The sequence below is a fragment of the Micromonospora sp. NPDC049275 genome (assembly GCF_043197115.1).
GTDB lineage: Bacteria > Actinomycetota > Actinomycetes > Mycobacteriales > Micromonosporaceae > Micromonospora.
Map to the genome: position 1 here is coordinate 634,071 of NZ_JBICSN010000003.1, position 21,832 is coordinate 655,902.

Sequence of the window (21,832 nt, forward strand, 5' to 3'; positions counted from 1 at the left end):
CTTGAGGTAGGTGAGTCCAGATTAGCGCTTATCGTCGCTACTGGGGAGTTGTGTCCATTTGGCGCGACTTTTCCGGAGTGCGGATCGGGCGGGCCACGCGGACCGGCAGGGCCACCAGCAGGAGCAGGCTGAGCAGCACATAGGTGTTCTGCAGGACGAAGTCCACCGGATCATGGGTGCGGACCGGCGCCGTGCCCCAGTCCTGGAACGTGACCACGCCGTAGATGATCAGGGCGGCGGTGCCCAGCGCGAGCCCGGCCAACCACCGACGCCGGCGTACCTCGTCCGGGCGGCCGGTGCTCAGGACCGCGTCCGCGAGCAGCACCACCGCCGGCACGAACCAGTAGATGTGGTGGGTCCAGGTGATCGGGCTGACCAGCGCGCCGACCAGCCCGGTCAGCGTCAGGCCCGCCAACAGGTCACCGCCGCGCGCGGCGCGGGCGGCCCGCCGCAGGCCGTAGACGGCGACCACGGCGACCATCAGCAGCCAGAGCAGCCAGAGCAGGTGGGCCGGCTTCTCCGGCGCGGTGAACCGGCTGAGCAGGCCGAACAGCGACTGGTTGCCGACGTAGTCGGTGCGACCCACCCGGTCGTTGTCCCACAGTTCCCGGGTCCAGAACCGCCACGAGTCCCCGGGCGCGATCGCCGCCGCGAGCAGGGTCGCCGCCGCCGCGGTCGCGCTCGCCACCGCGGCGGCCCGCCACCGTCGGGTCGCCAGCAGGTACAGGATGAAGATGCCCGGGAAGAGCTTGAGCGCCGTCGCCAGCCCCACGCCGATCCCGGCCCAGCGCCGCGCCTGCGGTACGGCGAACAGCAGGTCGGCCAGGATCAGCACGACCAGCAGCATGTTGATCTGCCCGAACGTGATCGTCTCGCGGGTGCTCTCCACCGCCAGCACCAGCAGCACGGCGACGATCAGAGTGAACGTGCGTGGCAGGTGGTGCCGGGCGATCACCGGCGTCACCAGCCAGCGGGTGGTCACCACCACGGCGAGGACGGTGAGCACCGTGAAGATCGTCACGGTGGCGCTGAGCTTCAGCAGCCCGAACGGCCAGAGCAGCAGCGCGCTGAACGGTGGGTAGGTGAAGTACAGCTCGCCCTGCACCCGATCGGGTTGCGCGTAGTCGTAGAGCGGGTGCCCGACGCGCCACCAGTCGACCGCCGACATATAGATCTTGAGGTCGAGGAACTTGTGGTTCAGGCCCGGCAGGTAGAGGGCGGGCAGCACGGCGAGGAGGGCCACGACCGCGACCAGGCGACGGACCGTACGGCCGCCGGGATCGTCGTCGCTGACGGCGGGCGGTGCGACGGGTTCTGCTGGCACCCCGAAACCCTAGCGGGCGGGCGGGCCGAGAGCGCGCAGCCGTGGGGTGTGGGCTGCGCGTAGTCTGTCCCGGTGGCTGATCTCCTCGTCTGGATCGATTGTGAGATGACCGGGTTGGACCTTGGCAGCGACAAGCTGATCGAGGTCGCGGCACTGGTCACCGACCCCGACCTCAACGTGCTCGGTGATGGTGTCGACGTGGTGATCCACGCCGACGAGGCCGCGTTGGAGGCGATGCCGGAGATCGTCCAGACGATGCACGCCAAGTCCGGCCTCACCGAGGAGGTTCGCCGCTCGGCGGTCACCCTGGCCGAGGCGGAGGACCGGGTGCTGGAGTACGTCCGCACCTTCGTCAAGGATCCGCGTACCGCGCCGCTGTGCGGTAACTCGATCGCCACCGACCGTGGCTTCATCGCCCGGGACATGCCCCGCCTGGACGCGCACCTGCACTACCGCATGATCGACGTCTCGTCGATCAAGGAACTCTGCCGCCGCTGGTACCCCCGCGTGTACTTCGGCCAGCCGCAGAAGGGCCTGGCGCACCGGGCGCTCGCCGACATCCGGGAGAGCATCCGCGAGCTGGAGTACTACCGGCGCACCATCTTCGTCCCGCTGCCCGGCCCGGACGTGGAAACCGCCAAGGGCATCGCCGCCGACCTCTGACGGCGCCCACTGCCTGCCGGCGAGGAACCCGCTGGACGCCGTGAGCGGTGGTGTGGCTATTATTGGTCCGCACCCCGCCCGGGGCGATCGACCGGGCGACGGCGGCATGGTGGCTGTAGCTCAGTTGGCAGAGCACCGGGTTGTGGTCCCGGTTGTCGTGGGTTCAATTCCCATCAGTCACCCCACCGCGCAGGCCCCCTCCTCGGAGGGGGCCTGCGTCGTTGCGGGGGCTGGCCGGCTGGCGGATGATCCACTCCGTTTGCAGGAATCCGAGTCGATCGTGCCGTGTGGATCAGGCGGTCGGGGTGGGCGTCGGCGTGGCGGCGTCGTCGGGGCCCGCCGTGGCGTCCGGGTCGTACGGCAGGGCGCTGCCCTTGACGTACTCGTCCCAGCTCATGTTCCAGTCGGTCCAGCCGTTGCCGTTCTGGAGCTTGCGCTCGGTGCCCTTGACCGTGATCGGGTCACCGACCTGGGTGTTCCTGAACAGCCAGTCACCGTTGGCCATCGACACGTTCACACAGCCGTGCGAGACGTTGACGCTGCCCTGCTGTCCTTCGGACCAGGGGGCCGCGTGGATGAACTCGCCACCCCAGGTGAGCCGCTGCGCAAAGTCAATCTTGGTGCGGTAGCCCTCATCCGGGCCCAGCTCCTCCATCGTGTCGAAGACGGTCTTGCGGAGCTTCTCGATCACGACCATCGTCCCGCTGGACGAGGGGGTGCTCTTCTTGCCCAGGCTCACCGGGATGGTCTTGATCACCGAGCCGTTGCGGGTCACAGTCATCCGCTTGGTCTTGTTGTCCACAGTCATGATCAGCGACGAGCCGATCTTGATGTCCACGGAGAGATCCGAGCGACCGTAGTAGCCGTCACCCATCGGCAGGCCGCCGGCCTGCACCCGGTAGGAGACCTTGCTGTTCGCCTTCCAGAACACCTTCGGCCGGTAGCGGATCTCGGTGGGGCTGACCCAGTGCCAGATGCCCTCCTGGGCCGGCGTCGAGGTCACCGTCATCCGACGCTGCACGTCGTCGCGGTAGTCCTCCGGAACGGCCCGGTCGAACTTCACGATCAGCGGCATCCCGACACCGACGACCTGGTTGTCGCCGAGGAAGCTGCTCACCCGGATCTGCTTGGCCGGCTTGGCCATCGTGGTGAAGGTGCTCGTCGCCGTCGCCGGCCGGCCGTCGTCGCCGGTGGCGGTGACCGTGGCGGTGTAGCTGGTGCCGTACGCCAACGCCCCCTTCGGCAGCCACGTCTTGCCGTCCTTGGCGAGGGTGCCCTCGACGGCCTTGCCGGCCGCGTCCTTGAGGTCGACGGTGGTCTCCTCGGCGTCCTTCGTGGTGAAGGTGATGCCGGTGGACGCCGGCACGTCCTTGGCGTCCGCCGCCGGCTCGCTGATGGTCGCCGTCGCCTTGGTCGCCGGGCTCTCGGAGCCGCCCTGCCACGAGGACGGCTTGCCGCCCTCGTCAGCGGTGCAGGCGGAGGTGAAGGCCAGCGCCACGGCGAGAAGCCCCGCCGCGAGCACGCGGCGTCGCCCACGGGGCCGGATCAGCTGGTCCTGGCTAGCTCGCATGATGTCCTCACAGTCGTGGTCCCTGACCCATCGTCTCCTAATGACGCGCCAGAACCGGCCTCGGTTGCCGAGGGTGAACCGGAACACGCCGATCAGGATGTCGGAATTTTGGTACTATCCGGCGTTTCGTGATTCCGACTCGTCTTTGTGTCGGGACTGAGGGGTCGCCGCCGCCGTCGTCGCGGCGCGGGCAGTGCAAGGGTACGCGCCGGCCCCTGCCATCGGCAGGGGCCGGCGCGAAGCAACCGAGCCCTCAGAGCGTCGGGCCGGACCCACCCTTGGGCACCGGCAGCGCGCTGCCCTTCACGAACTCCGACCAGCTCAGGCTCCATGCCGTCCAGCCGTTGCCGGCAGCGATCTTGCGCTCGGTGCCCTTGATCGTGATCGGATCACCGATCCGGGTCTTCTCGAACAGCCACCTGGCGTTCGCCGTCGACACGTTCACGCAGCCGTGCGAGACGTTCGACCGCCCCTGTACGCCCTCGGACCAGGGCGCGGCGTGGATGTACTCGCCACCCCAGGTGAGCCGCTGGGCAAAGTCGATCTCGGTGACGTAGCGGTTGGCCGGGTCCGGGTCGTCGCGGGTGTCGAAGACCGTGGACTCCTTCTTCTCCATCACGACCATCGTCCCGCTCGACGACGGGGTGCTCTTCTTGCCCAGGCTCACCGGGATGGTGCGCGAGAGCGCGCCGTTCTCGTACACCAACATCTTTTTCGTGGCGTTGTCGACCTTCATCACGAACGACCGGCCGATCTTGGCGGTGGCCTTGCGGTCGACGTCGCCGTACCTGCCGTTGCTCAGCGGCACGCCGGCCAACGCGATTCGCACCGTGATCGTGGTGCCCGGCTGCCAGTACTCCGGCGCGCGGTAGTAGGCCTGGGTGCCGTTGTCGACCCAGTGCCAGGCGCCCGGCTGCGGCGGGTCGGTCTTGACGAACATCCGCTTCTGCACCGCGGCCCGGTCCTTCTTCGGAATACCCGGGTGGAACTCGGTGACCACCGGCATGGCGACCCCGTAGCTCTTGTCGTCGAAGAGGTACAGGCCGGATCCGATTGTCGACTTCGGCTTGGCCATCGTGGTGAAGGTGCTGGTGCCCTGGCTGGCCGTGCCGTCGGGCCCGGTCGCGGTCACCGTGGCCGTGTATGTGGTGCCGTACTTCAGGGCAGCGGACGGCACCCAGGCGGAGCCGTCGGTGCGGAGCTTGCCCTGCACCGCACCCCCGCCGGCCGCGGCCAGGGTTACCGCGGACACCTTCCCACCCTCCGGGAGCTTGGCGCTGATCTCCGTGCTCACGGGCTTGTTCTTCGTGCCGTTCGCCGGGCTCAGCGTCAGTGCCGGCCCGCTGGGCGCGCTCGATGCGCCCGCTGCCGACGGCGCAGCCGAGTCGGGTCCGGCACTTGCGTCTGCCGACGTCCCGCCGACGAATTCCGGCTTCTTCTGCTCGTCGCCGCACCCGGTCAGTGCCAGCGACGCCGCCAGGGTCAGAGCGCCCACCACCGCCCCGGCTCGCGTGAACCGTGCCATCCCCACCTCTGTTCTCGCGTACCTGGCGGACATCGTGCCGTATCAGCGCCGAGACCCACGCCCCCGTGCCGGCACCAGCGGCGGGTTTGTGGCCGTATGCCCGTTAAGCTCGACCGAAGGGGGGAGCCGGGTAACCGGATTGGAGCCCCGGTTGGCGGGGTGCTAATGTTCTCTCCGTTGCCGACGAGCGCCGCTAGCTCAACTGGCAGAGCAGCGGACTCTTAATCCGCGGGTTCGGGGTTCGAGTCCCTGGCGGCGCACCAACGATCAAGGCCTTGACCTGGTGGTTCACACCGGGTCGGGGCCTTTTTCGTGTCCGGCTGCGGTGGGTGGTGGCTCGGTGGGCGCTCGGGAGCCGATGGACCTGGGTGGCGTCCGTGGGACTGGCGGGGGTGCTTCGGGATGCCCGGTCGGTGGCTGCCGGCGAGGGATGGTTGGGCGGCCGAGCGGGGAACGCGTGGAAAGTTGGCTGCTGCGGCTCGCTGCCGGCGCCGCGCTGCTCATCGTGTGGTGGATAACGCTGCCCGCCGAGGGCCTGACCTGGCGGACCGGCGTCAGCGTGGCGGTGCTCTCCCTCGCATGCGGGCTGCTGGCCGACGGCGTGCGCAAATGCGGGCCAGGTTTGTAACTCGCTGGCCCACGCCGACCGCTGAGCCACGGCCTTGATTCGTGGTCGGTGGCGCCGTTACTTGTCTTCGCCGGCTCCGTAGAGGCTGGAACCCTCTCGCAGGCCGTAGATGAACCCGGCGACGGCCGCTCGTTCGCGGGCGGGCATAGCCATCAGCGCATTGAGGATCCATCCGACCTCTAGAGAGGAGCCTCCCTGAGGCTTCGCCCTCATCAGTTCGGTCGGGAGGGGCCGTGTCACGGGCTCAGGGCATGCGAAGGTGGCCATCGTCTCCAGAGATCCGTCCGAAACCTGTGCCCGCAGCTCGATGTTGACCACTGCGAGGTAGCCGTCGGAGGGCTCACGGAGGCCGATCTCGGCTTTATAGCGAACCTTCCATGATTCGCCAAGCATGCGCGCCAGGATCCCGCAGATCGCGTCGGCGAGGGCGAACAGGGCCGCCGGAGGCGCGTAATAGTCGTCGTTCGGAGTCCACTTCGTCTTGGCGGCGGTTTCGGAGCGGTGAAGGTCGAGTTCGGCGTCCAAACCCGGCCTCAGCTCGCGCCACCACTGCTTGACCACGCGCTCTTCGGCCCTGCTCTCCAGTGCGACCATCCCCTGCATCGCCCACCAGAGATCGAGCAACGCATCCTCGTCGAGTTCCAGGGCCGCGGCGTAGCCCCGGACGATCGCCTCGGTCTTGGGTGGGCGGTTGCCACTCTCGGCCATGGAGACTGCGGCCACAGAGAGCTTGGGGTCGAAGGAGGCGGCGACATCGGCCTGGTTCCTCGACAGGTACTTGCGCACGGCCTGCAGCACGCGGCCGAACGCCACCGCCGAACCCGATCCGGATTTCACGGCAACACGCCTTCCTTGTGAACTGTGTTGGTGATACCTTTTCACCGGTAACACGGAGAAGCTCGAAAACCGTAACACGGGGTGTCGCTCGATCCGTACGTCCGACGCAGCCACCCCGCACAGGAGAGGAAAGTTCCGATGAGCCACCAGGACTGGAACAAGCGCCGAAACGTCCACAAGGTTGAGCAGGCGGGCCAGGACTTCAGGCGATACGTGGACGTGGCTTTGGTGGTCATCGGTGGCGTCAAGGACGTTCATGCGGCCGTGTCTCCGCTCGTCGCGGAGTGGAAGCGGCGTAACCGGCGTTGGGCTAACGCCGGTTAGGTTGGTGGATCACTGTGATGCGCTGGCGGGCCTGTGCCCTTCGGAAGCTCTCGTAGAGGCTCGATCGCCTCGTGGCGTGAGGGTCGAGGCCGGCGGCGTGAACCAGATGGTCGAGTTCGGCGTAGCTGTCCAGCGACTTGGTCACCAGGACGGCTATACCGCCAGGGCGTAGGCAGCGGGCGATCTCCGCTACAGCCAGATCCGGCGTCGGAGAGTGGTACAGGCAGAAGGCGGCAACCGCAGCGTCGGCCAGGCTGTCCGGCAGTGGCAGGTGGTGGAAGTCAGCGCAGACCACTGAGCCCAACGCGCCAGCGGCGCCGAGGCGGTCGCGGGTGGTTCGGAGAAGCGCGGTCGAGGCGTCGACGGCAATGAGCCGGCGGGGCCGGAGCCGGTCGGCCAGGCGCAGGGTTGTGGTGCCGCGCCCGCAACCGATGTCGAGCACGGCCGCCCCGGCCGGGACCCGGGCGGCGAGCAGGTCGGCGATCGTGTCGGCGGCATCGCTTCCGCTGATCTTGGCAAGATGCAGCGCGTGGGTGCGGTCGGCGAGCCGGCCGCCGCCCCGGTAGAGGTCGCCGTGGACCAGCGTGGGATCAAGGAACGGGTTGGCCGACATTCGTCGCCTCCCGCTCCGCGGCGGTCAGGTCACGGGCTGATGCTCGTCGCGGACGCGTTTGATCAGTTGGGCGGCCTGGCGGCGGCTGGTGAGGGTGATCAGGTGGACGTGTGGTCCGTGTTCTCGGATGAGGTTCTGGACTCGCGGGCGCATGGTGCGCCGGTAGCCGAGGATGTAGCGGACAAAGTTCCAGGTGATGCGGTCGTAGACGCCGTCCTTGCGGTGTTGCCCGCCCCGGTAGCGCCAGCGGCGCTGGGCGATGCCCCACAGGCAGGTTCTGGCCGGTAGGTCGAGGAAGATCACGGTGTCCGCGGCGGCGAGTCGGATCGGCAGGGTACCGGCATAGTTGCCCTCGATGATCCATCGTTCGCCAGCGACGAGTTTCTCCTGCTGGGCGGTGAACTCGTCCTGCGGTAAGGGGTTCCAGTGCTCGTCGTAGTAGGTCGCGTCGAGGTGCGTCAACGGCGCGTCGAGGATCCGGGCCAGCTGGCGTGCGACGGTGGACTTGCCGCTGCCGCCGCAGCCGATGATGGCGATCCTGTCCATGGTTCTCCAGGGTAGAGGTGTAGTGCGCTCGTCCGGTGGTGACACGGTGGGTCATGACGGCACCGACTCCGGGTGATGTAGCAGATAGGTGAGCACCTCGAGCTGGGTCGAGAGTCGAAACGGGTCGAGGTGCTGTAGGCACCCCGCGATCAGGTTGGCGTGGTCACCGGTGCGTGCGATCTCGCTGAGCCAGCCAATGCGGTGCCGCACGTCTGTGCCGTCGCGGACGATCAGTGACGAGGGAACAAGGGCGTCGGCGCCGCGGACGTCATGAGGCAGCAGGGGCACGCAGCCGGCGAGGACGGCCTCGAAGATCCGTTGGGTCATCTGTCCTGCTTCGGCGTATCGGGCGGGAAGCAGCAGGACGGTGGCGAGCGCGTCGGCGTAGATCGCGGACACTCTGGGGAACGGAACGCGCCCGATGAAGTTCAGATCCGGCCAGCGCCTGGTGTCGGCCCACTTGCCTGCGATCAGGTGGGGCAGTTGGGCGGCGGCCGGCGCGAAGTAGGCGTCGAACGCGTGGTCGCGGTCGTACTGGTTGCCGACGTAGACGAGCGGAATCCGGCGGGGCAGGGCCGCCAGCGCAGCCGGGTCAGCGGCGTCGATGGCAGTGTCGGCCACAGGAAAGAGCAATGGCACCGCGCCCGGAGTCGGGTGCAGAGCGGGTTCACAGACGGTCACGTTGTGGGCACGGCGAAGGGGGTCTGCTGCGAGCAGCTGACGGTCCTTGTCCCACAAGAGCGTCGGGGTGCCGACCTGATGGGTGTAATGGTCAAGCAGTTCGACCTGTCGATGCAGGTCGCAGGTGTGGCCCGGTCGGCCGCAGACGGTGGTGTTACGACCGGGAATCGGCCAGCGCCATTCGAGGAAGAGAGCGTCGAGGTTGGGCAGGCCGACGTCCCAGCGGTAGTGGCCGGTGAGATCGTCGCCGGCCTCGCACAGGTCCCGGTTGGGTTGAAGGAAGACGATGTCATGGCCGGCTGCACGTAGCCCGTCGACCAAGGTCCGGCGATGGCTGCGACCTCCGTCCGGGGTGTCGGTGATGCCGGGGCCGAGGAATCCCCAGAAGCTGTAGCCGATACTCACTTGGTCACCCACCAGCCTTCGATGAGCAGCGGGTCCAGGCCGGACTCGGTGAGGCAGTCCAGCGCCATCTCCGGCGTGCCGCAGATCGGCTTGCCTTTGATGTTCAGCGAGGTGTTGATCAGCACGGGATGGCCGGTGATCTCACCGAAGTGGGTAAGGACGTCGGCGAGGAAGGGGTGTTGCTCGCGGGTGACGGTCTGGACTCGGGCGGTGCCGTTGACGTGCACGATCGCGGGTAGCTTGTCGCGGGTCAGCTCGGTCACGGAAGCCGCGAGCGACATGTACGGCGACGGTTGGCGTAGCCGGAAGTAGTCGGTGGCCTTGTCAGCGAGTACGACAGGGGCGAAAGGCCGGAACGGTTCGCGGAACTTGACGCTGGCGTTGAGCCGCTCGACCACACCGGCCTCCAGGGGAGAGGCGAGGATCGACCGGTGCCCCAGGGCCCGTGGCCCGGCCTCCAGCGCGCCGGTGAACAGGCCCACGATTGCCCCGTCGGCTAACTGCCGGGCCAGATGGTGGGCGGGTTCGGCGGGGCGGCTGGCGTGCAGTCCCGCTCGCGGTGCGGCCGGTAGTACCAGGTCGGGATAGGCGGGGCCGAGGTAGCAGTGGTGGCGTATGCCGGTGGGTGGGCGGCCGGTCGCCTCGAGCCAGGCATGGGCGGCGGCGCCGATCGCGGTGCCCGCGTCGCCGGGGGCGGGCGGTACGTGTATCTCGTCGACAATGCCGGCCTGAGCGATGAGGCCGGCGGCTACGCAGTTCATCGCGACCCCACCGCCCAGGCAGAGCAGCCCGGAGCCAGTCAGCCGGCGGGCTCGCGCGGCGAGATGCAGCATTACTTGCTCGGTGCGTTCCTGCAGTGCAGCGGCCAGGTCGGCATGCACGGGCTCTACCGGTGCCATCGGCGGGCGGGGCGGGCAGGTCGCCGCGGCGAACGCGGGTGTGACCCGGCCGTAGCGGCTGGCGAGCACCCGCAGGGCGATCAGCGCTGGGTCGAGGGTGAACCCGTCGGTGGTGAGCCGGATCGCTCGGCACATCAGCTCTCGGAACCGGGCGGGGTCGCCGAGGGCGGCCAGCGCCATCACGGTGCCTTCCTCGTCACCGCGGCGCCAGCCGAGGTGTTCGGTGACGGCACCGTAGGCGTAACCGAGGGAGGCCGGGTCGTCGATCGCGTGTGCCAGGTCGAGGCTGAGTCGCGGGTTGCGCCAGCGGGCGTGCCAGGTGGTGGTGGTCTGCAACTCGCCGAGGCTGTCGACGATCAGGACCGCTGCGTCATCCACACCAGCGGCGGCGAAGGCGTACAGGGCATGCGCGCGATGGTGCGGCACTGGCTGGAGGTGGGCGCGTGGGAAACGCTCGGCCAGGTCTCGCATCCGGGCCTGGTAGCGGCGGTGGACCGTGGTGAAGCTGCGGGCCCGTGGTACGGCTCGGGCGCGGCTGGCAGCCTGTCGCAGATGGGTCGGCAGTTGACCCAGCGCACGTAGGTAGCGGCGCCCGTCGAAGTTGTACGCGACCGTGGTCACGTCCGACGACGACAGGCCAGCCCGGGCGAGCAGCCAGGCGACACCGTATGCCGGGTACGCCTTGCTGTGCTTGACCCCATCGAGCCGTTCCTCTTCGACGAAGCCGATCAGATGGCCGTCGACCAGCAGCGCCGCCGCCGAGTCATGCGTGTACGCGCACAGTCCAAGCACCACATCCGCGGTCATGCCAGCTCCGGCGATGCGAGGGCCGGCCGGGTGAGGTGCTGGTACCAGGCGACGAGGGCAGCGCCGAGCGGCCCTGGGCTGTCGTGGGCGATCTTGCTAGCCAGGTCCCGCTCACCGAGCTTCCATGTCCGGTAGCTGGTCAGCACCCGTCCGAACGTGTCCCACAGGGTGCCGTCGGGCAGGTCGCCGTCACCGGAGATGACCTGCGCGAGGACAACGTCCAGGCTGGGCCAGTCCACGTCGACCGGATCCATCTCGGTGACGGTCGGTTTGTGGTGGAGACACTCAGCGGCGGCCGGAGCATGATCGGCGTAGAGGTGCAGTGAGTCGACGTGGTGGTGGTACTCGCCGACCTCGACACCGAGCCAGCCGGCCATCAGTTCCTGCAGGAGCGTGGTCGCGAAGATGTCGTACGGGAAGCCGAGCCAGAGGTCCTGGCTGCGCATGCTGGTGTGCATCTCGAGCCGGCCCTGCCGGATCAGGAACCGGTATCCGAGGGTGCACGGCACGTCCCGGTAGCCGCGGTGGTCGCGTGCCGGGTCGTAGATCTGGACGACGGCTTGTCGGGAGTCTCGGTCGGCCGTCAGTTTCCGGACGACCGCGTCGAGCTGGTCGAGGCTGCCACCCCACCGGCGGATCCGTGGCCCGTACGCGCCCTGCAGGATCCCGTCGTCCGCGTAGCGCCGCAGGTTGTCGTTGAAGTCGAAGATCCACGGGTCATCCGAGCCAGAGAGGATCCACAGCGCCTCAGCGACGGCGAATGCCGGGTTGATGACGCGTACGGGTGGCACGGAGACCAGCCGGCGCCGAGGGTTGGTCAGGCACAGGTGCGCGCCGACGACCTCGGTGGTCATCATGTCGCGCGGGCAGGCTGTACGGCCGTTGAGCAGTACCGCCTGGCAAGCGCCGGTGAACAACTCGCTCGCGGAATCCGCTTTCAAGACGATCATGAGAGATTTCCTTCAAGGTCAGGAGGTAAAGGCCGCGAGCCGATCGCGGGAGAGATTGACCAGCCAGGAGGACTGCCGGGCCATGCCCTCGTGCAGGCTGACGGTGGGCCAGTAGCCGAGCAGCCGGCCGGCAAGGGTCAGGTCCGCGGACGTGGCGGGAACGTCACCGGGCTGTGCGTCGGCTACCTGGACCGGAATGTGCCGTCCCGTAACCGTGGACGCTTCCTGGATGGCGTCGCGCATGGACACGCTTGCGCCGCCGCCGACATTCACGACAGCGCAGCGGGTATCGATGTGAGCGGCAGCGGTCGTCGCGGCGACGACGTCGGTGATGTAGGTGAACTCCCGCCGTTGGCTGCCGTCGCCGAACAGCGTGACCGGCAGACCGGTGTAGGCCGCGAACAGCAGCCGGCCGATGGCCATGTCGGGTCGCTGGCGTGGTCCGTACACGGTGAAGTAGCGCAGCGCCACGACGCTGAGCCGGCTGTCGGGGCGACGGGCGTGGGCCAGGCACAGCTGCTCGGCGGCGAGCTTGCTCACCCCGTGCGGCGACACCGGACAGGTCGGGTCGGTCTCGCGGCTGGGCCGCTCCGCTGGGCCGTAGACGCTGGATGACGAGGCGTAGACCAACCGCCCTACGCCCGAGCGGACACAGGCGTCGAGCAGCCGGTGAGTGCCGAGCACGTTGGACTGGGCGTAGTCGTGGAACTCCATACCCCAGGAGGGCCGCACTCCCGGTCGGGCAGCCAGGTGAAACACGATGTCGCAGCCATCGAGAGTGTCATCAAGCGGGTCGGTGGCGAGATCGCGACAGAGCGGTGTGAACAGCGGATTGCCGGCTGCGGCTGACAGGTTCTCGTCGGCGAGGGCGTCCCGGCCGAGGCGGCGGCGGTCCAAGCCGATCACCTGCACGCCCCGGGCGAGAAGCGCGTCGACGACGTGTGAGCCGATGAAGCCGGCCGCGCCGGTCACCATCACCCGCGCCGTCACCGGCGGCCACCGGCCTGAGCTGGTTGCGACAGCATGCGCTGCCACACGAAGGTGAGCAGCAGGGGCTCGGTCTGGGAGACCTTTGCCTGGCCGGTCGCCGAGATGCGGGGCTGCACCGCCGGATCGGCCCCATCCGCGGCGCCCGTGGAGGCGTGCCGCGAGACGTACACGGTCATGACGTCACCGCCCGACGAGTTGCGGTTGACTCCCGCTGGTTGGTCCAGTCGTGGCGGGCCCGCCGAAACGCCGGCGGGCCCGCCGTGGTGAGGCGGCGGCTGGGAGCACCCCGCCGGTCACCCGCCCACGCAGCCCCGATGGCGGTACGCGGGCGAGGAGTCAACCTCACGACTGCACCTCCGGCTGCCGCCATCACAAGCGGCGCCTGCTTGTTGACCGTCTTGTCTGATCTCTTCACCGTGAATCCCCTGGCGTCGATGACATTGGGTTGGTGAGCTGGAGCCGCCCGGCAGCGTCCGTCGATGCTCGTCAACAGCGAACCGTCCAGCGGACCCGGTCGGTACCGTCCACGACCCGTCCGCTCGCAACCAGGTAGTGACGGCCCGTAGCGGTGATGGCTAACGTGACCGTCGTCGACAGAGGACGTACGGAGGTGCTCGCATGGCCGGACGGCGCTACCCCGCCAATCGGCGGCTAGCGTGGGAAAGGCTCCAGCGGGGCTGGTCCTACGAGGAGGTCGCCGAGCGCATCCGCACGGGAATGAGCCATGCCGGGGAGATCGACACCGGGCTGAACGCCAACACGGTGCGGCGATGGGAAACCGGTGAACGGTGGCCTGACCCGCGCTATCGCAAGCACCTTGTGGCCATCTTCGACAAGCCGGCGAGCCAGCTCGGTCTTCTCACCCCCGACGAGCTGGCGATGCGTCCGCAGGCGGAGACACTGCAGGAGTTCAGGAGGTTGTGGGAGATGATCACTGGAGGCGACGAAACCGGCTGGGACCGGGCAACTGTTCTGCGCGCGTTGTTCGGCGCCAGCATGCTTCCCCTGGTAGCGCCCCTGCTGTCACTCGATCCGCAGGCCGCCTACGCCCAAGCCAAGCCCGTAGATCCAGACGCGTACGGCGAGATCGTGCGGTGCCAGCGCACGCTGTACTGGACCAGCCCCGCCCGACCGCTCTACGAGGCCGCGTACGCCCACACCCAGCTCGGTAGCGGACTCGTCCGTGCGGCCACCGGCACCAGCCGGGCGACCCTCGCCAGCGCCCTCGCCGAATCGGCGCTGCTCACCGCACGGCTGGCGTTCTTCGATCTCAACCAACCCGCCGTCGCCCAACGCTGCTACGACGTCGCCCTTGCCGCTACCCGTGAAGCCGGAGACCACGCCCTGGCCGCCGCCGTCCTCGGCCACATGGCCTTCATCCCCGCCTTCGGACAAGATCCGGCCGCAGCCCGGTCACTGATCGACGCGGCGCTCCAGCACACCTGGCACGGCGTCAGCCCCGCCGTCCGCTCCTGGCTGCACTGCGTGGCCTCGGAAGTCGGAGCCCGCGTGGGTGCCGGAGCGGCGAGCCGCCACCAGATCGACCTTGCTGCCACCGCGCTCGAAGCGCGTCCCGAAGCGCCCGCATGGTTCGACTACTACGACACCGGCCGGCTGCACTCCTTTGCCGGCTACGCGGTCCTCGCCGCTGGCGACCATGCCGAGGCCGCGCGCCACCTGACCGAATCCCTCGCCGGCTTGACCGCGACAGGCGCCAAGCAGCGCAGCGTCGTTCTCGCCGACCTGGCCTCGGCGCACAGCAACGACGGCGACCACGCCGCCGACTACCTCAACCAGGCCCTGGACGCCCTGCACACCGACTGGTACGGCACCGGACTGAAGCGGGTCAGAGCGGTCCGGCAGGCACTCGGCGACAGCCGGGCAGGCGGCCAACTCGACGAACGTATCGCCGCCCTGGCGACCAGCCGGGCCGCTCTTCCGGGGAGCTAAGCTGCCGACTCGTTGTGCCTGCTTACCAGTTCGGGTAACTCCGCCAGCGAGTCGAGCTGGAAGAGGCAGCGCTCGCTGACGGTCTTGTCGTCGAGGATGTGTCCCCACGGCCCACGTCGCACCAGCGCCGTCGCGAGCCCGGCCGCCTGTGCCGGTCGGATGTCGTTGTCCAGCCGGTCTCCGACGTAGAGGACCTGGTCGGCGGGGCAGCGGGCCTCCGTGACGACGCGGTCGAAGAACGCGGCCGATGGTTTCTCGACGTTCCAGCCGTCGGAGGTGCCGATCACGTCGACCGGCAGGTCCAGGGCACGCAGGATGGTCTCGGCTCGGGCGGTCTGGTTGCCGGCCAGGCCAACCTGCACGCCCAACTCCCGCAGGGCCGCCAGGCAGGGCCGGGCGTCCGGGTAAAGGTTCTCCTCGGAGAAGTGTTCCGGCTGCCCGGCATCGGTCCGGCGCTGCCGCTCCTCGGCCAGGTCAAAGCCGGGCCGGAACACCTGGAACGTCTCGCGGTAGTCCAGGCCGCGGGCGATGACGGCGCCGAAGACGGCCGAGAAGGTGTGCCGCGGGACGCCGAGCCAATCCGCCCAGGTGCCGTACTCCCGGGACTCGTCGACGATCGTCTCACCCACGTCGAAGAACACGCTCGAGATCATCCTGGGATTGTGCCTCTCGGGCTCAGGCGGATCAACGCGTGCCGCAGGCGTCGTCGTACGGGTCGTGGCGCCTGCGATGGCAGGCTCAAGGCCAGGCTCGCCGAACTCGGCGAAAAACCCACCGAGCCCACCCGGCAGGTAGATGCCTACTACAACGCCTCGCACCGCGACTTCCTCGCCCCCGAGGTGATCTCCGAATGGCTGCGTCTCTGTACGCAAGACCACGGAGCGTCGATCAACTTCAAGCGCTGGCACCCCGTTGACGCCGTGGTCAAGACCACGCCGACGAGTACGAAACCTCCGTCGGGAACGCCGAGACCATCCGCCTCCTGCTGGAATCCCTCGACTTCCAGCCCCTGGTGACGGTCGACAAGACCCGCCAGGCCTGGACCCTGCCGGACGTCGAGATCGTCCTCGACCACGTCGTGGACGCCGGCGACTTCGTCGAGTTCGAGTTCAAGGGCGACGCCGAGGACGTGAGCGACGCCATCCAACGCCTGGACGCGTTCATCGTCGCCCTCGGCATCGAGCTCGGCGAGCAGATCAACAAGGGTTACCCGCACGTGCTTCTCGGCCGCGACCACTGATCGCTTACTGCTCCGCGACGTCTGGTGACGTCGGTGCCGTGCCGGTAGGTTCAACCCTCCTGAGAGCTCTCGTGGCTAGGTGGAGGGATCCGGCAGCGTGTCGTACGTCGAGAAGATCACTACGGAGCTACGTACGCTCGCCGCCGGGGTCGAACGTGCCCAGGCCCTGGCTGCCGCCGCTGATCAGCAGGCGCAGGAGATCGCGCTGCGCGCGGCGGGTGCCGGGTTCGCCGCGGTTGCTGCCGGTGTGGCGCGGGTGCGCGGAGCCGTCGCCACCATCCGGGGTGGACTGGGTGGTCTGGCCGGGGCTGTCGGTGATGCCACGAAGGTGGCCGCTGGTGTCCCGGAGCAGGCCAGTCCGGGGGAGACGATCACCGGGCTGACTCCGGTGCAGAGTGCGGTCGACGGCATCCGTGACCAGACTGCCGCCACGATCACCCAGGTCGGTGAGGCGCAGCAGCTTGTCGCCGGGGTTCTGCAGGGTGGGCAGCCGGGGCCGCTGCTGCAGGCCCTGGAGAGCATCAAACAGGTGCTTGTCCTGCTGGTTCAGCGCACCGCCACCACCCGCCAGGCCGTTGACGCGGCGATCGCCGAGGCACGACAGTTGGGAAACTGAGCGGGGCTGGCGGTGCCGTACCGACCAGCCCTGCCTCGGTTCCCACACCGTCCCCCGGCAGGGGCGTGACGACGCCGTGGACGCGCAAGCCGACCGGAGAGCGCGGCGGTTCGCCTACCGGCCGGCGTACCCGGATTCCTCCGAAGGAGGACGAACGCGTGCGACGCTCCCTGGAACTGGAGAACCAGTGTGCCGATACCGTCGCTGCGGAGGGATACCGGCTCCATCAGAACCCGACCAGGCAGGAGGTCGCTGATGCCCGGCTCGGTACCGGTGATTCCGGAAAACCGGCCAAGGGTCCCGACTACCTGATCGAGGGACACGTCTTCGACTGCTACTCCCCGACGCCGGCGAAGAGCGTGCGAGGTGTGTGGAGTGGGGTATCCGACAAGATCGCCAGTGGGCAGACCCAACGGGTGGTGGTCAACCTCCACGACTGGCGTGGCGATCTCCCGGCGTTGCAGAAGCAGTTCGACGAATGGCCGATTCCGGGGTTGAAGGAACTGGTGGCGGTGACGCGAAGCGGGGCGATAATCCAGATCCTGCGACGAGACTGAAGGGCTAACCATGGCGACCGAGTACCGCTTGACGCTGGCCGGCGACGTTCCGCTCGATGCGCTGGCCGGCGTCGTCGCCCCAGACGGTGCCGAGGAGTCGGCGGTAGATGGCAGACCCCGGGTGTTGAGTGCGGACCTCAGCGATCGATGTGGTTACACGGTGAGCATCCACGCCGGATCCCACGGCTACTTCGAGGCCGAAGATGGTGACGGCTCGATGTGGGAGTGGGAACCGGAGCGGTACGTCACCATCGGCTTCCGGCTGGGGAAGGACGAATTCTCCGACCGGGCGACGCGGGAGATGCTGGCGTCCGTGGCCCGGGTGCTAGACGAGCGGTCGGAGGACGCCGCGCTGATCCTCGACGCCGACTGGTTGCTACTGACCCGCTTCTCGGGAACGCTGCGCAGGCACGCGCCGAGTTGGTGGAGCGTGCACGGCGGGGACGATCTTGTCGACCGGTGAGTGGTTCGGAGCCGGTCGTCGGCGATGACGCCGCTGGCGTGAGGAGACCTCACCGGCTTCGCGTGCAGGGGGCGAACCCTATGTCCTGGTACCGGGCTTTGGTCGAGGGTCCGTGTTGACGACTATCTGTTCGAGGTCGCGACTCCATCCTCGAGGTAGACACCGCCATGGCCGATAGCGGCGATCGCCGCGGTGACCCGCCGAGCCAGTCGGGGAATCAACATCTCGTCCAGGCGTTCCGGCTCGACGAACTCGAAGCCGTCCAACTCGTCCCGGCACAGTCGCATCGCCGCGATCTGATCCGCCGTCAGCGCCCCGCCGTCGAAGACGAACATGAGTCCGCCGTCCCACGGCGGGCTCGCCGGTACCCAGTCGACGCACAGCAGCGCTCCCGCGGGTATCGACAGACCCAACTCTTCCTGGATCTCGCGGGTGCAGGCGTCTGCCGGGGACTCGTCCGGCTCCACGGTTCCGCCGGGAACTTCCCACACGTCTTTGTAGGCCGGGTGGACCAGCAGCACCCGGCCGGTCTGGTCGCGGAGGATCACGCCGGCCGCCGCGCGGACCCGCGTCACGCTGGCGATGTAGGACAGGTCCGGTTCGGTCCACGTCTCGGCCACGCGACCGACCCTACGGGCTCGCCTCGGCGCATCGTCCGTTCCTGAAGGAAGACGCGGCAACGCTCCCCCGGGCGTGGTCACTTTTAGTAACCACGCATCGGTGCGTGGCGCTGCGTCGTCGAGTCGAGCTGGCTTTGGTCTCGGGCCTCTGGCAGATCGGCGCGCTGTACGGCGCCGATTGTGGAGATCAAGTAACGGCGGTCTGATTTGACCGTATCGCGCTTTCTGTCCTCAACTCTTCGGCTGATTCACTGAACAGTGATCTCCAAAATCGGCCCCAAAACCCCGGTTTGGATATGTGGGTGCTCGCACGGCCCGCCGACGCCTCGTATAACGGCCGAAGGCGAGCGCTGTGTGCGGTCACGGCGGTCCCGGCTTCCGATGTTCCCGTCGGCGCATTGACCACTCTCTGTTACGGCTGTCAGGGACAGGATGTCGGACTGTCGACGCCAGGAGGATCATCGGGGAATGGGCGACCAGGGTGCCACGGGGCGGTTGTCCCCGCGGCGGTGGCGGATCCTGTCGTACCTGGCGCAGCATGGTGCCGCGACGACACTGGACGTGGCGCTTGTCTGCGGAGTGTCGCGGCTGACGGCTCACCGGGACCTGGTGGGGCTGCACGAGGCGGGATTGGTGCGCCGCGACCGCTCGGCGGAGGACCGGACCCACACCTGGTGGTACGAGGTCACTGCCGAGGGAACCGACGTGCTCCGGCGAGCCCTGACAGCGTCGGGGCGGCCGGTTCCGCTGCGGCTGGGGCAGCGTTCCTCCGGTCGGGCGGATGCCTTGCTGTTCCTGCCGTTGGCGGAGGTGTCGCGGCGCAACCCGGGGCGGTGCGAGTTGTTCCAGTGGCTGGCGATGATGGACACCTCGTCGTGGTTGCGTCAGCACGACCTGGCGCAGGTGCGGGCCGACGGCTACGGCGTCTGGCTGCAGGACGGGCGGTGCCTGCGGTTCCTGGTCCACGTCGACCGTGGTCCGAGCGGCGGCGTTGTCGCCGAGCACGAGCGAGCGACGTCAGGTCTGGGTGGATTGTTGGCGGGCTACCGGCGCGCGGACCGGCCGGTACCGGTCGGGGCGGTTCTGCTGATCGCTCAGGACGCCGAGCGGGAGGAACGACTGCGGGCCGACCTGCTCCGCGAGCCGCTGCGGAACGCTGTCGCCACGACCACTCAGCAGTTGTTGTACCGCCACTGGCCGGACGACCAGGTGTGGCAGGTACCGGGCGAGAGTGGCAGGCGTCGCCTCATCGAGGTCGGATCCTGACCGCACCACGTCACGATTCCCGGGCCCCCGCCGACGCCAGCGGGATGGTGCGGGACCTCAAAAGCGACGGCCCCGACTGGCAGACAGCGGTCCAGCGCGGCACCCGCGACGGCTGCTGGCCCTACTGCGCCTGCACCAGCCAGCTTTCGATGGCAGCGAGGTCCTGCTCGGTCAGGCCGCGATGTGGATCGACCCGATGCAGCAGAGCCGGGCCGTGGTGATGAGTCGATACCCACTGTTGATCGGCGTGGGAGATCTCGTCGTCGACCCAGATGAAGGGGCGTTCCTGCGCCCATTCGACGAGCCCACGGGTCTTCCAGTGCAGGGGGCCTATCTCGTCGGCGTCGGGCCAGTCCACGACAGGCAGTGGCGGTAGCCCGAGCAGCGGCGCGAGCACGTCGTTCGCGTCGCTCATCCAGGTCGTCGCCCACACCAGATCACACGGCAGGACCTCCAGTCGGCGGCCGTGTTCCGGATTGACCTTGTGCAGCAGGGGATGGGCGTCGGCCGATGGGACCGGTGTCTCGGGGTGGCCGTGCCGCATCCCCTGCTGACCCGCCGTGGGTGTGCCGAGCGGGATGAGGGTGCCGTCCACGTCGAGGAACAGCAACGGATGGGTGGCAGGGGCGGACATGACCGAGAGGCTAGCCCTCGCCCCGCCAACGGCTACCTCCGCGCGCTTGCCCTAAGGCCATTCGTCGCGCCGTTGCTCCCGGCGGTCGGCACTTACGAGCCGCTGACGGCGACCACGACAGGGCCGGCGCCGGATGCAGCCCACCGGGCCCTTTCCGCTTCGGCGGCGCTGCCGTGCCCGGACCAGGCCACCAGCACCACATCCCACATCCTCAACCAAGGAGTTCACGTGCTTTCGTCGACACCTTCACCCACTGCCGCAGGCATTGGCAGTGACGAGTTCCGGCTTGATCCCCGTTCGGGGGTCGGGCTTGGCGTCAGCGTTGACGTCAGTCTTCAGCCGGACCCCCGAACCGACCCCCTGTTTCCTCTCACACCGCAGGTCAGCGCGTCTGTCAGCGCCGTCGGCTTGTCCTGCGACAGACCCTGCCTGTTCTCGGGTCTCCCCTGGGGCTGGCATTCCGTACCCGGGAAGGAGGTGGTAGCCGGTGGATGATCCGGTCCTTCGGGTCCAGTCCCAGCTGACCGGCCGTGACCGTGTGCTGCTGGGCTGGTTGTACGACCACGGCGTACTGACCTCGTTCCAGCTCGCGACCGCCCTGTTCCCGTCGTTGGACTTCTGTCAGCGGCGGCTGCGGACCCTGTACCGGTTGCGGTTGGTGGCCCGGTTCCGGCCGCAGCGGGCCGACGGCGGCTCGTATCCGTACCACTACGTCATCGACCAGCTCGGCGCCGAGGTCGTCGCCGCGAGTCGGGACGAGCGTCCACCGCGGCGGGACCACGCCCGGGTGGAGCGGCGGCGCTGGACCTCGACCCGCAGCCTCGCCCACCGCCTCGGGGTGAACGGGTTCTTCACCGACCTGGCCGGGCGCGCCCGTACTCATCCGGGCACTGGCTTGGTGGAGTGGTTGCCGGAGGCGGTGTGCCAGCGCGCCGGTACGTTCACCAGCCGCCGGGATCCGGGGCTAATGCGGGCGTATCAGCCGCGGGTGCGCCCGGACGGCTACGGCCGGTGGGCCGAAAACGGGGTCGAGGTGCCGTTCTTCGTCGAGTACGACACCGGCGCCGAGCAGCTGTCAATCCTCGCCGACAAGGTCGACGGCTATCAGGAGCTATTCACCACGCTCGGGCGGGCGTGGCCGGTGCTGTTCTGGCTGCACTCGGCCGCCCGCGAGCGCAACCTGCGCCGCGTCCTCGGTGAAGTGCCGCTGGCGGTGCCGGTCGCTACCGGGGCCCGCGACCACGCCGCGACGGCGGGTCTGAGCCCAGCGGAGGCGGTGTGGGCCGTGGCCGGCGGAGAAGGACTGCGGCTGCGGCTGGCTGACCTGGCCGGGTACGTCGTTGACGTCTCCGAGCGGGCGGGTGAGGCCGCGTGATCAGCGACGGCACGAGGGCGGCGGACGGTACCTCTGCCGTGGAGCGGACAGCAAGGGTCGGCATCTGTCACGGCTCTGTCGTGAGCAGCTCGGCTGGTGCTGACGGATCGGTGAGAGCACCGGACGTCCGCTCCCACAGCGGCCGGACCGCGTCCCGGTCTCGCGTTCGGGGCGGGCGGTCCGCAGTCGGCGTCTGGTTGGCATCCCGACGGTTGTCCGACGCCGGGCCGGTCCGCTATCCGGTGCCGCCTCCTGCGACTGACGGACGGACCGGAACCCGGTCTGGGTCGAGGAGGTGATCGACCACGACAGCACCGACCCGTGACCCGGAGGCAGGGCCGCGCGATAG

Annotated in this window: 22 protein-coding genes, 2 tRNA genes and 1 pseudogene; 11 read left to right on the forward strand and 14 right to left on the reverse strand. The window is 68.7% G+C overall.

Features of this window, described 5'->3' with window-relative positions:
• Positions 1-37: 37 nt before the first annotated feature.
• On the reverse strand, positions 38-1,324 hold the full coding sequence (locus ACGFIE_RS13440) for a glycosyltransferase family 87 protein (protein ID WP_393294208.1): 1,287 nt from the start codon (positions 1,322-1,324) through the stop codon (positions 38-40).
• A gap of 72 nt (positions 1,325-1,396) precedes the next feature.
• Here ACGFIE_RS13440 and orn point away from each other — a divergent pair, with 72 nt between their 5' ends.
• Both orn and ACGFIE_RS13450 read left to right on the forward strand, forming a co-directional pair.
• Positions 1,397-1,987 carry an oligoribonuclease gene (orn, locus tag ACGFIE_RS13445; RefSeq protein ID WP_363679110.1) on the forward strand — a complete coding sequence of 197 codons (591 nt, stop codon included), beginning with the start codon at positions 1,397-1,399 and terminating at the stop codon, positions 1,985-1,987.
• 109 nt (positions 1,988-2,096) lie between these two features.
• Positions 2,097-2,172, forward strand: a tRNA-His gene (locus tag ACGFIE_RS13450).
• Positions 2,173-2,279: 107 nt separating this feature from the next.
• Here ACGFIE_RS13450 and ACGFIE_RS13455 read toward each other — a convergent pair.
• Together ACGFIE_RS13455 and ACGFIE_RS13460 are read right to left on the reverse strand one after the other, a co-directional pair.
• Positions 2,280-3,557, reverse strand: coding sequence for an Ig-like domain-containing protein (locus ACGFIE_RS13455; protein WP_393294210.1), 1,278 nt, complete (start codon positions 3,555-3,557; stop codon positions 2,280-2,282).
• 253 nt (positions 3,558-3,810) lie between these two features.
• Positions 3,811-5,082, reverse strand: coding sequence for an Ig-like domain-containing protein (locus ACGFIE_RS13460; RefSeq protein ID WP_363679114.1), 1,272 nt, complete (start codon positions 5,080-5,082; stop codon positions 3,811-3,813).
• A gap of 187 nt (positions 5,083-5,269) precedes the next feature.
• Between ACGFIE_RS13460 and ACGFIE_RS13465 the strand changes: the two genes are divergently transcribed.
• Both ACGFIE_RS13465 and ACGFIE_RS13470 read left to right on the forward strand, forming a co-directional pair.
• A tRNA-Lys gene (locus ACGFIE_RS13465) sits at positions 5,270-5,345 on the forward strand.
• Between the two features lie 194 nt (positions 5,346-5,539).
• Complete coding sequence (locus tag ACGFIE_RS13470; RefSeq protein ID WP_393294212.1) at positions 5,540-5,710, forward strand: hypothetical protein; 171 nt, start codon at positions 5,540-5,542, stop codon at positions 5,708-5,710.
• 57 nt (positions 5,711-5,767) lie between these two features.
• Here the strand turns inward: ACGFIE_RS13470 and ACGFIE_RS13475 are convergent, their stop codons facing one another.
• From ACGFIE_RS13475 to amcA, 8 genes are read right to left on the reverse strand one after another with little or no spacing between them, the layout of a single operon-like run.
• Positions 5,768-6,805: a helix-turn-helix domain-containing protein gene (locus tag ACGFIE_RS13475; protein WP_393294214.1), complete on the reverse strand. Its 1,038-nt coding sequence runs from the start codon at positions 6,803-6,805 to the stop codon at positions 5,768-5,770.
• Positions 6,806-6,857: 52 nt separating this feature from the next.
• Entirely contained in the window at positions 6,858-7,484 is a 627-nt protein-coding gene (locus ACGFIE_RS13480) for a class I SAM-dependent methyltransferase (RefSeq protein ID WP_393294216.1), read from the reverse strand.
• A 24-nt stretch (positions 7,485-7,508) separates the two neighbouring features.
• Positions 7,509-8,030 (reverse strand): topology modulation protein, encoded by a 522-nt coding sequence (locus ACGFIE_RS13485; protein ID WP_393294218.1) that lies wholly within the window; start codon positions 8,028-8,030, stop codon positions 7,509-7,511.
• A 51-nt stretch (positions 8,031-8,081) separates the two neighbouring features.
• Positions 8,082-9,116, reverse strand: coding sequence for a hypothetical protein (locus tag ACGFIE_RS13490; protein WP_393294220.1), 1,035 nt, complete (start codon positions 9,114-9,116; stop codon positions 8,082-8,084).
• Positions 9,113-10,822, reverse strand: a complete 1,710-nt coding sequence (locus tag ACGFIE_RS13495) for a carbamoyltransferase (protein ID WP_393294222.1) — start codon at positions 10,820-10,822, stop codon at positions 9,113-9,115. The genes ACGFIE_RS13490 and ACGFIE_RS13495 overlap by 4 nt, the downstream gene beginning before the upstream one ends.
• Positions 10,819-11,772 (reverse strand): thymidylate synthase, encoded by a 954-nt coding sequence (locus ACGFIE_RS13500; protein ID WP_393294224.1) that lies wholly within the window; start codon positions 11,770-11,772, stop codon positions 10,819-10,821. The genes ACGFIE_RS13495 and ACGFIE_RS13500 overlap by 4 nt, the downstream gene beginning before the upstream one ends.
• Before the next feature lie 18 nt (positions 11,773-11,790).
• Complete coding sequence (locus ACGFIE_RS13505; RefSeq protein ID WP_393294226.1) at positions 11,791-12,762, reverse strand: NAD-dependent epimerase/dehydratase family protein; 972 nt, start codon at positions 12,760-12,762, stop codon at positions 11,791-11,793.
• Positions 12,759-12,938, reverse strand: coding sequence for a multiple cyclophane-containing RiPP AmcA (gene amcA, locus ACGFIE_RS13510; RefSeq protein ID WP_393294228.1), 180 nt, complete (start codon positions 12,936-12,938; stop codon positions 12,759-12,761). Before amcA ends, ACGFIE_RS13505 begins: the two co-directional genes overlap by 4 nt.
• Before the next feature lie 442 nt (positions 12,939-13,380).
• On the opposite strand from amcA, the gene ACGFIE_RS13515 reads away from it, so the two are divergent.
• On the forward strand, positions 13,381-14,712 hold the full coding sequence (locus tag ACGFIE_RS13515) for a multiprotein-bridging factor 1 family protein (RefSeq protein WP_393294230.1): 1,332 nt from the start codon (positions 13,381-13,383) through the stop codon (positions 14,710-14,712).
• On the opposite strand, the gene ACGFIE_RS13520 is transcribed toward ACGFIE_RS13515, so the two are convergent.
• A complete protein-coding gene (locus ACGFIE_RS13520) occupies positions 14,709-15,365 on the reverse strand; it encodes an HAD family hydrolase (RefSeq protein ID WP_393294232.1) in 657 nt (218 codons plus the stop codon). The two genes, ACGFIE_RS13515 and ACGFIE_RS13520, sit on opposite strands and share 4 nt — an antisense overlap.
• A gap of 296 nt (positions 15,366-15,661) precedes the next feature.
• Here ACGFIE_RS13520 and ACGFIE_RS13525 point away from each other — a divergent pair.
• The 4 genes and pseudogenes from ACGFIE_RS13525 to ACGFIE_RS13540 all read left to right on the forward strand — a co-directional run.
• Positions 15,662-15,952, forward strand: a pseudogene (locus ACGFIE_RS13525) (CYTH domain-containing protein); the annotation flags it as partial.
• Positions 15,953-16,049: 97 nt separating this feature from the next.
• Positions 16,050-16,568 carry a DUF6244 family protein gene (locus ACGFIE_RS13530; protein WP_393294234.1) on the forward strand — a complete coding sequence of 173 codons (519 nt, stop codon included), beginning with the start codon at positions 16,050-16,052 and terminating at the stop codon, positions 16,566-16,568.
• Between the two features lie 158 nt (positions 16,569-16,726).
• Complete coding sequence (locus tag ACGFIE_RS13535) at positions 16,727-17,125, forward strand: hypothetical protein (RefSeq protein WP_393294236.1); 399 nt, start codon at positions 16,727-16,729, stop codon at positions 17,123-17,125.
• A gap of 10 nt (positions 17,126-17,135) precedes the next feature.
• Positions 17,136-17,588: a SitI3 family protein gene (locus ACGFIE_RS13540; RefSeq protein WP_393294238.1), complete on the forward strand. Its 453-nt coding sequence runs from the start codon at positions 17,136-17,138 to the stop codon at positions 17,586-17,588.
• Between the two features lie 122 nt (positions 17,589-17,710).
• Here the strand turns inward: ACGFIE_RS13540 and ACGFIE_RS13545 are convergent, their stop codons facing one another.
• Positions 17,711-18,208 (reverse strand): NUDIX domain-containing protein, encoded by a 498-nt coding sequence (locus ACGFIE_RS13545; RefSeq protein WP_393294239.1) that lies wholly within the window; start codon positions 18,206-18,208, stop codon positions 17,711-17,713.
• Positions 18,209-18,676: 468 nt separating this feature from the next.
• On the opposite strand from ACGFIE_RS13545, the gene ACGFIE_RS13550 reads away from it, so the two are divergent.
• A complete protein-coding gene (locus ACGFIE_RS13550; protein WP_393294241.1) occupies positions 18,677-19,474 on the forward strand; it encodes a DeoR family transcriptional regulator in 798 nt (265 codons plus the stop codon).
• Positions 19,475-19,595: 121 nt separating this feature from the next.
• On the opposite strand, the gene ACGFIE_RS13555 is transcribed toward ACGFIE_RS13550, so the two are convergent.
• On the reverse strand, positions 19,596-20,108 hold the full coding sequence (locus tag ACGFIE_RS13555; RefSeq protein WP_393294243.1) for an HAD domain-containing protein: 513 nt from the start codon (positions 20,106-20,108) through the stop codon (positions 19,596-19,598).
• Positions 20,109-20,595: 487 nt separating this feature from the next.
• Between ACGFIE_RS13555 and ACGFIE_RS13560 the strand changes: the two genes are divergently transcribed.
• Positions 20,596-21,483: a replication-relaxation family protein gene (locus tag ACGFIE_RS13560; RefSeq protein ID WP_393294245.1), complete on the forward strand. Its 888-nt coding sequence runs from the start codon at positions 20,596-20,598 to the stop codon at positions 21,481-21,483.
• Positions 21,484-21,832: the final 349 nt, after the last annotated feature.